The 13,286-nt window shown below is 46.4% G+C and carries 10 protein-coding genes; 7 read left to right on the top strand and 3 right to left on the bottom strand.

The genetic code is table 11. The features are described from left to right. Positions 1-106: 106 nt before the first annotated feature. Positions 107-1,273, bottom strand: a complete 1,167-nt coding sequence (locus tag MKY48_RS29870) for a serine hydrolase domain-containing protein (protein WP_339291801.1) — start codon at positions 1,271-1,273, stop codon at positions 107-109. A gap of 735 nt (positions 1,274-2,008) precedes the next feature. Between MKY48_RS29870 and MKY48_RS29865 the strand changes: the two genes are divergently transcribed. The 3 genes from MKY48_RS29865 to MKY48_RS29855 all read left to right on the top strand — a co-directional run bounded on the left by MKY48_RS29865 (position 2,009) and on the right by MKY48_RS29855 (position 6,990). After that, positions 2,009-5,710, top strand: a complete 3,702-nt coding sequence (locus tag MKY48_RS29865) for a glycosyl hydrolase family 18 protein (RefSeq protein ID WP_339291800.1) — start codon at positions 2,009-2,011, stop codon at positions 5,708-5,710. A 250-nt stretch (positions 5,711-5,960) separates the two neighbouring features. After that, complete coding sequence (locus tag MKY48_RS29860) at positions 5,961-6,371, top strand: VOC family protein (protein WP_339268260.1); 411 nt, start codon at positions 5,961-5,963, stop codon at positions 6,369-6,371. 190 nt (positions 6,372-6,561) lie between these two features. After that, positions 6,562-6,990, top strand: a complete 429-nt coding sequence (locus tag MKY48_RS29855) for a MarR family transcriptional regulator (protein ID WP_194544956.1) — start codon at positions 6,562-6,564, stop codon at positions 6,988-6,990. Positions 6,991-7,103: 113 nt separating this feature from the next. On the opposite strand, the gene MKY48_RS29850 is transcribed toward MKY48_RS29855, so the two are convergent. Next, positions 7,104-7,508, bottom strand: coding sequence for a VOC family protein (locus tag MKY48_RS29850; protein ID WP_076325301.1), 405 nt, complete (start codon positions 7,506-7,508; stop codon positions 7,104-7,106). 127 nt (positions 7,509-7,635) lie between these two features. Beyond that, positions 7,636-9,084: a cardiolipin synthase gene (gene cls, locus MKY48_RS29845; RefSeq protein WP_339293564.1), complete on the bottom strand. Its 1,449-nt coding sequence runs from the start codon at positions 9,082-9,084 to the stop codon at positions 7,636-7,638. A gap of 223 nt (positions 9,085-9,307) precedes the next feature. On the opposite strand from cls, the gene MKY48_RS29840 reads away from it, so the two are divergent. The 4 genes from MKY48_RS29840 to MKY48_RS29825 all read left to right on the top strand — a co-directional run bounded on the left by MKY48_RS29840 (position 9,308) and on the right by MKY48_RS29825 (position 13,115). After that, complete coding sequence (locus MKY48_RS29840) at positions 9,308-10,387, top strand: AI-2E family transporter (protein WP_339268258.1); 1,080 nt, start codon at positions 9,308-9,310, stop codon at positions 10,385-10,387. Between the two features lie 236 nt (positions 10,388-10,623). Further along, positions 10,624-11,571, top strand: coding sequence for a ring-cleaving dioxygenase (locus MKY48_RS29835; protein ID WP_339268256.1), 948 nt, complete (start codon positions 10,624-10,626; stop codon positions 11,569-11,571). Between the two features lies 1 nt (position 11,572). Beyond that, on the top strand, positions 11,573-12,184 hold the full coding sequence (locus MKY48_RS29830; RefSeq protein WP_339268254.1) for a flavin reductase family protein: 612 nt from the start codon (positions 11,573-11,575) through the stop codon (positions 12,182-12,184). A gap of 187 nt (positions 12,185-12,371) precedes the next feature. Beyond that, positions 12,372-13,115, top strand: coding sequence for an SDR family NAD(P)-dependent oxidoreductase (locus tag MKY48_RS29825; protein ID WP_076325305.1), 744 nt, complete (start codon positions 12,372-12,374; stop codon positions 13,113-13,115). Positions 13,116-13,286: the final 171 nt, after the last annotated feature.

Here is a 13,286-nt window from a genome sequence, read left to right as displayed (position 1 = left end):
TCCTGCGGATACATCGTACAACACAGTACATCAAATATCAATAGTACATCAGTTTTTTTTATTCAACGTAATAGAGGGAATCGCTTGCTACGTTTTTCCTTTTTGCCTACTTGTTAAATTCAGCAAGTAAAATATTTTTAAAAGGATTAGGACTGTTATCTCTACCCAAGCTGTTCAAACTGACGACCAACGTATGCTTGCCTCCAAGTGTACCTCCAGCAATCGTAGAAAACCCTAGAATGCCACCTGTGTGTCCCCACATCGAGACACCGTTTGGAAGCTTAAATTCAAAGATTCCAAGACCATATCCATCCATTCCTGCTCTTCCTGTAGGAACTGTAGTAAGCATTTGTTTTAGTTGCTGTTCCTTCAGTAATTTGCCACCGAGCAAGGAAGAGAAGAATTTATTTAAGTCGTCAGCAGTAGAAATCATATCTCCAGCCGAGCTTCCTGCACTTGGGTTATAGTAAGTAACGTCTTTTATCTCACTTGTTTCGTCTGGTTGGGAATATCCCCGAGCATGCTTGGTGCCTGGAATAACGCTTGAATTGCCAGGTAGGAATGTATCCGACAATTCAAGCGGTTCAATAATCCGATTTTCAATCTCTTCCGCGTAGCTGTTTCCGGTTACTTTTTCAATAAGAATACCTAGTAATACGTATCCTGTGTTTGAATAAGACCAGCCCTTTCCTGGGGCAAAGTCTGGGGGCAAAGAAATCCCCATCTTCACTATTTCTTCAGCCGAATACGATTTTTTTGTATCCATAAAATCAACGTCTTTTGACCTTGAGTATTCAGCGATACCACTTGTATGGTTCAATATCTGCCGGATGGTAATCTGTTTACCATTATATCCGTTTCCTTGAATGACACCAGGCAACCATTTTTCAATGGAGTCGTCTAGATTCAAGCGGTTCTCTCCAGCTAATTGAAGTACAACCGTTGCAGTGAACGTCTTCGTCACGCTGCCAATGCGAAAGCGAAAATCTGTTTCCATTGGTTTCTTGGTGCTCAGATTCGCTACCCCAGCCGCATAACCCCACGTTTTTCCACCCTCAAAAGTTTTAGCAAGTATCCCCGGGAATCCAAGTTGCAATGTATCCCGCATGGCTTGCTTGACGGAATTATGATCTCGTTGAGTGCTTGTTTGTGAACTAGATACATTTTGAGTGGGGTTTGCTTTTACAATTGAGGTTGGCGATGTGTATAGCAGGGCACTTCCAGTTATTAAAAGGGCCAGACTTGCAGATGTAATTTGATTACGTAATTTCATAAGGTATTCCTCTCCTTTATTAATATTGTATGGTTTACCAACGCGATTCTGTCCTAACAAGCAGTAAGTTCCTCTTTTTTCAGATGTATGTTAACCCCCTAAATGAATTGTTTTTCTCGAAATACCCTTGTTAACTGGTTGTTTTTCATATATACGTCATATTCGTTCCGTCTTTCACACCTGCCTTCCGCACATACATCGTACAACACAGTACCTCAATTAACAATAGTATATCAGAATTTATTAATTCTAACGTAATAGAGATATTTATTTGAAGGCATTATGCGTGTTGCTTTCACCGGTAGATTCGATCCATGTTGAATTTATTAACAGAATATAAAATTACAAGAATTTACCCCATGTTTATGGAAATGTATCCCTTCTCAATCGATGGTGTAGGTTCCATGATACAAATATATGAATATTTATTGAATAACAATGAATTCAAGAAAGGAGGCTGTAGTAGAGCGTACGGACAGTGATTCAATCATGAGTAGAGAGAGGGGGGACTGAACTCTACATAGTTGAGCTGGGAAAATCAGTAACCGCTTTCAATACAAGTTGGATTTGAGCGATATGCGAAAATAGGCAAGTCATCAAAGAAACACTCGATGACACCGAGGGACAGACATTCATTGAAATGCTGTATCATTTGCAATCGAAATTTAATCAACAGAGGTGAAAACGGTGACACCCTTCATTACGAAAAAGCACCCGAAATGGGTGATATGTTTTTTGGCCCTTATTCTTATTTTTACGCCACTCTTTAACGCGCCTGCATCCTATGCAGCAGAAAGTGCTCCTCCTACAGACATTTCTACTGACATTTCCACAGTTAACTCCGGCCTAGAGCCCGCGACAGTAACGAACTCAACGTATAAAGCCCAGACCAATGAAGCCCAGGATCCGCTGGCACCGCAGAATCTTCGTATTGAAAGTGTCTCTCATAATATGGCGATATTTCAATGGGATTTCAAACCCGTCGAAGGTGAAAACAATATACAGGTGTGGGACGCGGATTCAGGCAAGTGGCTGGCATGGGGCAATTATTGGACCCGCGCCGTGACCGGATTGACACCTGAAACGACCTACAGAATCTATATTACGTGGGACGGCGACGTGAAAAAAGAACACAAAAGCAATGTATTGGAATTCACCACAACCAAAGACGAAGCTGAATATAAAGATGCACCGTTGACTCCTCCAAGCCATCTTAAAATTGACGATGTAACGGAAGATACGGTTACGCTGAGTTGGGGTTCGAGTCCTGGAGCCGAAGCTTATGACATTTATATTAATGGAGCATGGAAAGGCGGCACTTGGGAAAACTCCGTTACCACGGCTACTTATGGACCTTTGGAAGCAGGAGAGACTTATATTTTTAAAGTAGGCGCGCAGAGAAGCGTAAATGGAGCTTTGGAAGCATCCGCCAATAGTAATGCCGTTACCCTTAAGTGGGGGGAACTGGCTCAACCTCAAGGGTTACAGGTAGTGACGGCTACACGATCTACGGTTTCACTGGGCTGGGCACCGGTGCCTGGGGTCACAAGCTATGATATTTATCAGGATGGAGTAAAGGTTGGTTCGAGTAGCGGGAGTCGGTATGTAGCTGCTGGACTGGAAGAAGGAAAGACCTATTCGTATAAGGTAGTGGGCCATAACGGCCTATGGACTTCGCCTGAAAGCGAAGCAGTGTCGGTAGTTCCTGGCAGCAATTATAACAATATTACGTACTACACTTCTTGGTCAGCTAGTAGCGAAGAGCGTAATTTTCATCCTGGTGACTTGGATGTATCACAGATCACTCACATTAATTATGCCTTCGCCGATATTTGTTGGAAAAAATACGGAAGCGGGCCGAGAGCCTGCGAAGATCCTAATATTCCTGCACAGGATCGATACGTCCATGACGGAGAAATTGTGATTGGAGATCCGACATTTGATTTTCAGAATTTCGCAGCTTTTGAATCCATCAAGGCAACGAACCCTCATTTGAAACTTATGGTCTCAGTAGGTGGCTGGACCTGGTCTAAAAATTTCTCCAATATAGCCATGACGGAAGAAACACGCCGTACTTTTGCTAATTCTGCTGTGAAATTCCTCCGGGAGTACAAGTTTGATGGCTTGGATATCGATTGGGAGTACCCGGTCGAAGACGGGGCGGAGGAAAACTCCAGAGCACCGGAGGACAAAGAAAACTTCACATTATTAATGAAAACCGTACGCGAGGCATTGGATGCTGCAGGGTCTGAGGATGGAACATATTATCTGCTGACGATTGCTTCCGGTCAGGGAGATAACTTTACCGTTAACGCAGACTTTGCGAATTCCGTCCAGTATCTGGATTTCATTAATATTATGACTTATGACTACAGTGGCAAAGATGACCCGTTCGGTCATCATAATTCACCATTATTTTATGATAAAGCTCTCTTGAGGTCCTCCGCTCCAAGAAATCATGTGCTTGGCGGTTTGTTAGGTCATTTGAACGGAGGAGTGCCGACACATAAGTTGATTGTAGGCGTTCCTTACTACGGTAAGGGCTGGGATGGCTGTGGTCAGCTTGGTCAGTATCAGACTTGCAATAAGGGCGGGACTGTTTTGAAATCGTGGGAACAGGGCATTTTCGACTTTAGCGATCTCGAGAATAAGTACATCAACAAGAACGGCTATAAGAGATATTGGAACGAATCAGCCAAGGTGCCTTACCTGTACAACGATCAAAATAAAGTATTTATCACCTATAACGATAAGAACACTATGAAGTACACCGCTTCTATCGTGAAGTCGCTGGATATAGCAGGCGTTATGAGCTGGGATATCAGCGGCGACCGCAACAAAACGCTGACGACTCAGCTCATTCACGACTTGCCGATCGACGGCAAAGTCAATGCTTCAGCACTCCAAGCTCCGGCGAATCTCTCAAGGGTAAGTGCCGGCTCAAGCTCCATTCAGGTGAAATGGGATGCTGTGGCAGGCGCAACGGGATATGAAGTATATGTAAATAATGCTTTGTCAGGCTCGGTTACAGATAATAGTTATACCGTGAATGGCCTTAGCTCTCTGACGAACTACAAGATTCATGTGCTTGCGGTAGATCAAACGGGGGATGAGATTAACCGCGTCTCCAGCGCTTCGAATCCGCTTAGCGTAACGACTTCAAACAGCGGTTCGGGTGGATCTGACGGCTCCGGCGGATCAGGAGGATCGGGAGGATCGGGAGGCTCTGGTTCACCAACGCCTTCGACGCCACAACCGCCTAAAGCCAAAGATCAGCTAGAGGCAAACGTCACGCTTCATGGCGATAAAGCTGTTGTGATCATACCTACGGCTACAGCTGTTAACAGCATTAACCTTTCGGATTCCTCCAACTTCCAGATCCATGCGGGTGCGGGTGCGAAGCAGGCTGAGGTTGAGATTCCGCAAGAAATCATCGCAGCCGTTGCGAAAAAAGGAGCCAAGGCCAGTCTTTCCATTATCGTGAACGGGACAGAATATCGGATTCCGGCTTCGCTGATTACGGTTTCCGGTCCTGTGAAAGTCTCGATTGTTTCTCCGGGGGCTGCCGATGCAGCAAGCATGGAGACACTGCTTAAGGGAGGAGAGGTACTAGCCAATCCGCTATCGTTCAAGCTTGAGCAAATAAACGCGGATAAGACAACGACCGAACTGAAGCATTTCGGCAAAACCCAGGTCAGCGAATTTATGACCGTCGATGCGAAAAAGATAAATGTAAAACGTGCTACCGGAATGGTTTATACACCAGGTACCCAGGAGCTTCGATCCGTTCCGACCTTGTTTAAAGTTAACGCGGATGGCACGGTAACTGTTGAAATCAAGAAAACCGGCAGCGGTATTTATGCTCTGGTTCAGCAAGATATCCGGTTTAGTGACGCGATCCCTTCTTGGGCACGGGAAGACGTGGCGCAGGCTGCTGCCAAGTTGATCGTATCTGGAGAAAGTAACGGATCTTTCGGCGGTAATAAACAGATTACCCGTGCCGAGATTATATCCATTGTGGTGAAGGCGCTGGGTATTCTGCCTGACGACAGTTTTGCCAACTTCAAGGATGTAGATCCGAAATCCCGGTATGCCAGAGAGATTGCAGCTGCGAAAGCGGCAGGATTAGTGAAGGGACGCTCAGGCGATATCTTTGATCCAAACAGCTTGATTACGCGTGAGGAATTGGCCGTCATGCTGAGTAATGTGCTGAATTATGCCGGCAAGAAGAACGAAGCTAACCAAGGATTGTTAAACAAATTTAAAGACCACGCCAAGGTTTCGTCTTATGCGAAGTCGTCTGTCGCTTTCGTCGTGGAGCAGAAGATTATGCAAGGCGTATCCGCCTCCAAGCTGGATCCACAATCTCATGTAACCAAAGCTCAGACGGTGGTAACCGTCATGAGATTGCTGCGTGCAGTGGGTTTATCTAACTAACATGGATTCGTAATAAAGTGGGATGTCTCTCAGGCGAGTTTTAACACGGCCTGGAGGCATCCTTTTTTCGGGTAAGAGTTTATAAGCTACAGTCGACTGAATCGCTGCTGCGTTTTGTTAAGCAACTGGATTCTGAATATGCTTCGCCAGCTGGATTCCCGTAGCTTGGATTGAACATAGCAAATGAAGAGAAATGTCGTGCTGCAGCTCATGCTAAGATGAATCTATCAAATCGAAGAGGTGATTCGGAATGGCTTTGAAAAGCGACAATATTTTTGTGAACCTACCTGTTAAGAACTTGGAGAAAACGAAGGACTTTTTCTCAAAAATCGGTTTTGAATTTAACGCACAATTTACGGACAAAAATGCGGCTTGCCTGGTCATCGGCGATAACATCTTTGCCATGCTGCTCACCGAGGATTATTTCAAGACGTTCACTAAGAAAGATCTATCGAATGCTGCCAACACTACGGAAGTGATTTTGGCACTATCCGCCGAAAGCCGGGAGCAGGTGGACGAAATCGTTAATGCCGCGCTTTCCGCAGGAGGGTCGCCTTCCAATGATCCGGTGGATCATGGCTTTATGTATGGCTGGAGCTTCCAGGATCCGGATGGCCATCTGTGGGAAGTCATGTACATGGATCAGAGCCACGTCGAATAGAAGCATTAAAGCAAGCAGTTGCAGGATCACAACATGAAGAAGCAAACACCTAATAAAATGACGGCAGAGGTCTCCCAGGGTTATTGGGGGAATCTGCCGCTTTACTTTTATTTGGGAATCCATTATATTTGTATGTGCAAACAATAAATGGTGATTCAACAGGATGAACTCAGCGAAAGAGGTAGCCGTCATGTTAAATACGTATATCAAGGAATGCCTTTACTTCACAGCCAATCGACTTAGCCGGGTCATTACCAAGATGGCCGAAGATGAATTTGCCGCAAGCGGATTGTCACCCACCTATGCTTATTTGCTTATGGCTGTATATGAGAAGGAAGGAATCTCGCAGAAGGAATTAGGCGAAATTCTACATCTTCAGCCTTCTACCGTAACACGACTGGTTGAGAAGCTGGCCGTTAAAGGGCTGGTTTATAATCGGGTGGAAGGAAGGATGTCATTGATCTATACAACCGATAAAGGGAAGGCTTTGGAGAAAGTGATTCACGAGTGCTGGATGAATTTGCGCAGTCGTTACGGCGCTATTTTAGGTCATGCCGAAGGTGATGAATTATCGCTGCATCTATACGAGGTGAGTGATCAATTGGAGAATAAGGACTGAGGTCTTTTTGGACACAAGCCGATTGGCCGCAGCGGAAGTCGTGGAACGTTGGAGCTCCAAATAAATCACGCAAAAAAAAGCCCTCCAAGTGAAACTTGAAGGGCCATCTACCATTAATTGACTTGGACTTCGGTCGTTACCTGCCACAATACGCCGAACTTGTCTTCCAGCAACCCGAACAGCGCTCCCCAGAATTGAGTCTTCAGCGGATCGAGCACCTTACCACCTTCTGCCAAGCGGTCAAAAGCTTCATGTGCTTCAGCATCGCTTTCAAACGACAGGCTCAGATGAATTCCGTTCCCTCGCTCCAGGGTTTGGAATATGGAGTCCGACATAAAGATTGGAATTCCTCCTGCTACCAGACTAAGATGCATGACCTTATCTTTAAGCTCTTCCTTGGTTCCAGGAATCTCGCCATGGGTTTGCACGGACAAGATCTCCCCGCCTAATGCTTGGGTATAAAACTCAGCCTGCGCTTTTGCATCCTCAGAGAAAATATACGGTGTCAGTTTAGCCACGTACAACATCCTTCCCAGTTTTAAAATAAAATGATGGATTCGTTTTCCTTGGCTTTAGTATAAACGTTCTGAGTCTCCCGCATTTCTTCTGGATTGCTAAATGTTGCGGCAGCGCTAAAGGCTTTTTTTACAGAATAGGCGACAGCAAGCGTGAGATGGATTCCTTAAACTTGATCCACCTTGATCGCTCCAGATACTGCTTCATCGTAAGCTGGCTGGATACCTGCAGATCCTGATGAAAGATGTGAGTCAATTGTTTTGATAAATCCTCATCGTACAGGAACGCGTTCACTTCAAAATTCAGCTTGAAGCTTCGAACATCGATATTCGCCGTGCCGACGGAAGAAATCTTCTCGTCAATGATGATGGTCTTGGCATGAATGAAGCCATTATTGTAGAGATACACGTTAGCCCCGGTTCTCAGCATTTCCCCGATATAGGATAAGGTCGCCCAATAGACAAAGGGATGGTCCGGTTTATCGGGAATCATCAGGTTAACCTCAACGCCGGACAGCGCCGCAATGCGGAGCGCATCCAGGAGGCTGGCATCGGGGATAAAATACGGCGTCTGAATATGAATCGATTTCTTGGCGGACGAAATCATTTTGATATAACCGTTCTTGATGTGTTCATATCTGGAATCCGGACCGCTGGTCACAATCTGAATCCCGACATTGCCAGGCGAATCGATCTTGGGAAACAGATTCGATTCATAAGAAATATCGTGATGGTGTGAAGCCTGATTCCAGTCGAGAATGAAGCGAACCTGCATCGCATAAACAGCTTCACCTTGAATGCGCAGATGAGTGTCTCGCCAATAGCCGAACCTGGAGTTGAGACCCAGGTACTCATCCCCAACGTTAAAACCGCCCACATATCCGATGTCGCCATCAATGATAGCGAGCTTTCGGTGATTCCGGTAATTCAAGCGCAGATTAATGAAGCGCAGCTTGGACGGGAAGAAGGCCTCGGCTTCTCCGCCGGCTTCGCGAAATGCTTTGAAGAAGCCCTTGGTTAATTGACGCGAGCCCAGCTCGTCGTACAGAACCCGGACTTTCACGCCTTCCTTTGCTTTTTTGGTCAACAGGGACATCAGCTTCTTGCCCAGCTCGTCCCGACGAATGATGTAGTATTGAATATGTATATAGACTTTGGCTTCCTCAATATCCTGAAACAACCGTTCAAATTTCTTGCGTCCATCCGTGAAAATTTCAACGTTGTTGTCGTCCGTAAGGATCGCCTGATTCTCATTGATATGCATATGGATCAAATCGCTGCTATCCGCCGCGGCTTGATTGCTGAACGGGTATTCCCCGTTAGTCATCCCTTCCATTTGAGACAGCAATACCTTCTCGATGCCTGTTTTCTGCAGATCACCCCAATGAAAGAGACGGATTCTTCTTAAATTTTGGGCGAACAACAGGTAGAGCGCAAAGCCCAAAATCGGGATAAAAGACAGCACCAGCAGCCATGCCCAGGTGGAGCCGGCATCCCGCCGTTCCCTAAAAACCACGAACATGGAGAACACGATATTCAGTACGATGATCAGACCAAGAGTGATGGATGTAACATGCATGTTCATAATATCCTCCTAAACTATATCCTTGCCCTTGCAATCCTTCATATTATACGTGAGGCGTTAGGAGAAGTATATATCGGCAGGATGAAGTGAACGGAATGGTTATATAAGCGATGGCGCTACAATCCGACATCCTATACCAGTGTAGACGCAAGCGATTTGTATATGCACACATTGTCATGATACGATGGTGAAAAAAATAGGAGAAGGGGCATGCTTTTTGCTGAAAATGAACAAGTTTTTCAAATTATGTCTCGCCGTGATTCTGGTCCTCATTATTATTTATTTGGGATCGCTGGTGGATTTTATATTCAGACCGGTACTTTCGTTCTTCTCGATCATCCTCGTGCCGCTGATGCTGTCAGGATTCTTCTATTACCTGCTCAGGCCGCTGGTTGATCTTCTCGAAAAGCGCAAGCTAAATCGCTCACTGGCCATCCTGCTCCTATATGTCGTGTTTGCAGGCATACTTACAGGTTTTATTATTGGGGTATGGCCATCTCTGCGGGATCAGATCATTGCTCTTGTGGAGAATGCGCCCGCATTATTTGCTGCCTTAGGTGAACAGCTGCAGGAGTGGGAAAATAACGGGCTCTTTAAGGAGATATTTCCGGAGAATTCTAATCCACTTACCCAATTAACCGATTATTTGAATCAAGGCTTCACGTTCCTGACGAATTATATTATGAACCTCTTCTCGTTCGTGTCGAACTTTGCCATCGTTTTATTTACGTTCCCGATCCTGCTGTATTACATGCTGAAGGAAGGCGGGAAGTTCGGAGAGATGATTGTCAGCTTTTTGCCTAACCGCTTCAAGGAAGTGGGAGCTTCGGTACTGGATGAAATCAACAATGCCCTCAAAGGGTTCATCGTTGGACGAGTGCTCGTCAATCTGGCGCTGGGTGTTTTGATGTACATCGGCTTCCTGATTATTGGTCTTCCTTATGCATTACTGCTGACGACCGTGGCGGTTATCGCGAATTTCATACCATTTATCGGAGCTATTCTATCCTCGATCCCGATCGTGATCATCGGCTTCATTCAATCCCCTGGAACGGCGATCTGGTCGCTTGTTGTCATTCTGGCAGCTCAGCAGATTCAGGATAACCTGATTGGACCATATATCTTTGGCAAACAGCTGGCTATCCATCCCATTACGATCATTATCCTGGTTTTGGTGGGACAGGATCTCGGCGGAATTATAGGGGTTCTGCTGGTGGTACCGATTTACATGATCATTAAGATTATCGTAACGAGAGTTTATCAGCTATTCTTTAAGGAAAAGTGGCAAAAAGCATAGATGGGTGATAGGCATGCGGTCGTAGCTGCATACTGAAGCCGCCTAAGAGCGTGGAAGCGTTCTTGGCGGCTTTTTATATGCCCGAGGTTTGAAGGCGCGCTTGACAATGATATGAAAAATATATAATCTTAAATTAAAGATATTAAATTTAAAGATTGTATATTTTAATTATATGAACCAGAAATCATGTATGGAAACATCGGGTTGGACACGGAAACAATGAGGAGGCGATGAATATGGCATTACAAACAGCAGGCATTCATCATATTACCGCTTATGCACAGGACCCGCAGAAGAATGTTGATTTTTATACGGGTGTGCTGGGGCTCAGATTGGTGAAGAAGACGGTGAATTTCGATGCGCCTGAGGTGTACCATTTGTATTTCGGGGATGAAGAGGGACACCCGGGGACTATTATCACCTTCTTTCCGTCTCCTGCTTCGCGAAGAGGGAGACGTGGAGGAGGGCAGGTTGGGTATACAACATTTGTTGTCCCTGCGGGTGCCCTGCCTTATTGGGAACAGCGTTTACGGAGCTTCGGCGTTCCTGTCATGAAAGCCTTTCGGTTTAACGAACACTATCTTCAGTTCTCCGATCGCGATGGACTTTCTCTGGAGCTGGTCGAGCGGGAAGACGGACCGAAGAGCAGTTGGTCTGTAGACGATGTAACGCCGGACACAGCGATTAAGGGGTTTGGTGGTGCGGTCCTGTTCAGCAGCAAGTGGAAGGAAACGAAGATAGCGCTGGAGCAGGTAATGGGACTGACCTTCATGGGAGAGGACGTTAACTATGCGCGGTTTCAGTCAGCAGGGCCCTTCGGCAACGTGATTGATTTACCGATGCGGGATATCCCGTGGGGCGCCGGGGGGGCCGGAACGACCCATCATATCGCATGGCGGGCTCAAGATGATGTTGAGCATGTTACATGGCAAGAGTGGGTGAAACAGCATGGCTTTTTGCCAACGGATATTAAGAACCGCAACTATTTCAAATCGTTATATTTCAGGGAACGAGGGGGGATCTTGTTTGAGATCGCAACCGATCTACCCGGATTTACGGTGGATGAAGATCTGGACTCACTGGGGGAACAATTGAAACTACCTGCCTGGTTTGAACCGGAGCGAGCCCGTATTGAGGAAGGTCTGGAGCCTATTCAAGTCAAAACACAAGAGAGGGGTAACTAAAGTGATATCCATTGACCCGAATACCCAAAGCGAACGGGACACTTACAAGCTGCTCATCGGGAGCGTTGTTCCGCGACCGATCGCTTTTGTTACGACATTATCGGAGGACGGTGTGCTGAATGCGGCACCATTCAGTTATTTCTCCATTCTGTCCAGCAATCCGCCCCTGCTGTCCGTTTCCGTTCAGCGGAAGAACGGTACGGCTAAGGATACAGCGAGAAATGCCATGCAAAGCGGTGAGCTTGTCATCCACATCGTGGACGAAGACAATGTTGAAGCCGTGAACGAAACGGCGGCGAACCTGCCCCCGCATGAGAGTGAACTTGACAGAGCGCATTTAACCCCGGTCGTTAGCGAGGTCGTTAAAGTTCCCGGCGTTCTGGAGAGCAAGATTCGCATGGAATGCGTGCTGGAGCAGGTCGTCACTTTGAATGCAGCGGATCAGCTGCCTGGTGCCGATCTGCTGATTGCCCGCGTAGTCCGCTTCCATGTTGCGGAGGAACTTTACGAGCAAGGCCGGATTGACGCTGCCAAGTTGAAGCCTGTGAGCCGTATGGCTGGTAATATCTATGCTTCACTGGGAGAGATGTTTACAATCGAGCGGCCTGTATAACAATGGACAGGCTGGATAAGGTTAGGATGCGGCGAATATTAAGTTGTGAGCGTCCATATGCCGTTATTCGATAGGATGTTGTTCATGAAAGAAACAGGGGCTTGTGGAATATCATGCCTGGAATATGTTAACTCTACATGAATATGGAATCGATATGATGAATTCACAATATAGGAGTGGTCGACAAATGAAATTTGAATCCAAGGTTGTCATTGTGACGGGAGGCGCCAGCGGGATCGGCGAAGCAGCAGTAAGGCTTTTTGTAGAAGAGGGAGCCAAGGTTGTTATTGCAGATTATTCGGACCGGGGACAGGCTGTTTCGGATGAATTAAGAGGCGCAGGCTTTGAAACGCTGTTCGTTAAGACGGATGTGACCCAAGAACAGGAAGTTGCAAATATGGTGAAGCAGACGGTTGAGCATTTTGGCCGTGTCGATGTATTGTTCGCCAATGCAGGCATTGCTCATGATGCCCCTGCTGATCAGTTGTCGATGGACAACTGGCAAAAGACGATTGATATTAATCTTACAGGGGTGTTCCTGTGTGATAAATATGTAATCCAACAGATGTTATCCCAAGGAACCGGAGGGGCGATCGTAAACTGCGGCTCGATCCATAGCCATGTCGGAAAAGCGGGTGTTACCGCTTATGCTTCCGCTAAGGGAGGCGTTAAGCTGTTAACCCAGTCGATGGGCGCGGATTATGCTCCAAAAGGGATCCGGGTCAATGCCGTATGCCCGGGATACATCGATACTCCGCTTATTAAGGGAAGAACGGAAGCGATCACCGAGCACCTGGTCGGCCTTCATCCGATGGGCCGCTTGGGACAGCCGGAAGAAGTAGCCAAAGCCGTGTTGTTCCTTGCCAGTGAAGATGCGTCCTTCATTACAGGCACAAGCTTACTGGTGGATGGCGGATATACAGCCGTATAATCCATGGACCAAAAATCCCGACACTTATCGGCGGTTAATATATGATGCTGGCACCAGCGCTCCCGTAACTAGAAGTAAATGAGTCATAATGGGTTTTTAATGGATAATCAAAAATTTTTTTTGGTTCAGATGGAGTTGTAGAAGCTTTCCACTGTTTTGGTCTAATTCATG

This window comes from Paenibacillus sp. FSL W8-0187 (genome assembly GCF_037969755.1).
Classification (GTDB): domain Bacteria; phylum Bacillota; class Bacilli; order Paenibacillales; family Paenibacillaceae; genus Paenibacillus_AQ.
Note: the sequence above shows the minus strand (reverse complement) of the source record. Positions and strands in the feature narration are given on the sequence as shown.

Bases quoted from the DNA above. Each gene is read 5' to 3' on its own strand.
- MKY48_RS29860 (WP_339268260.1), top strand. From the start codon at position 5,961: ATGGCTTTGAAAAGCGACAATATTTTTGTGAACCTACCTGTTAAGAAC.
- MKY48_RS29870 (WP_339291801.1), bottom strand. From the start codon at position 1,273: ATGAAATTACGTAATCAAATTACATCTGCAAGTCTGGCCCTTTTAATA.
- MKY48_RS29835 (WP_339268256.1), top strand. From the start codon at position 10,624: ATGGCATTACAAACAGCAGGCATTCATCATATTACCGCTTATGCACAG.
- MKY48_RS29825 (WP_076325305.1), top strand. From the start codon at position 12,372: ATGAAATTTGAATCCAAGGTTGTCATTGTGACGGGAGGCGCCAGCGGG.
- MKY48_RS29855 (WP_194544956.1), top strand. From the start codon at position 6,562: ATGTTAAATACGTATATCAAGGAATGCCTTTACTTCACAGCCAATCGA.
- cls (WP_339293564.1), bottom strand. From the start codon at position 9,084: ATGCATGTTACATCCATCACTCTTGGTCTGATCATCGTACTGAATATC.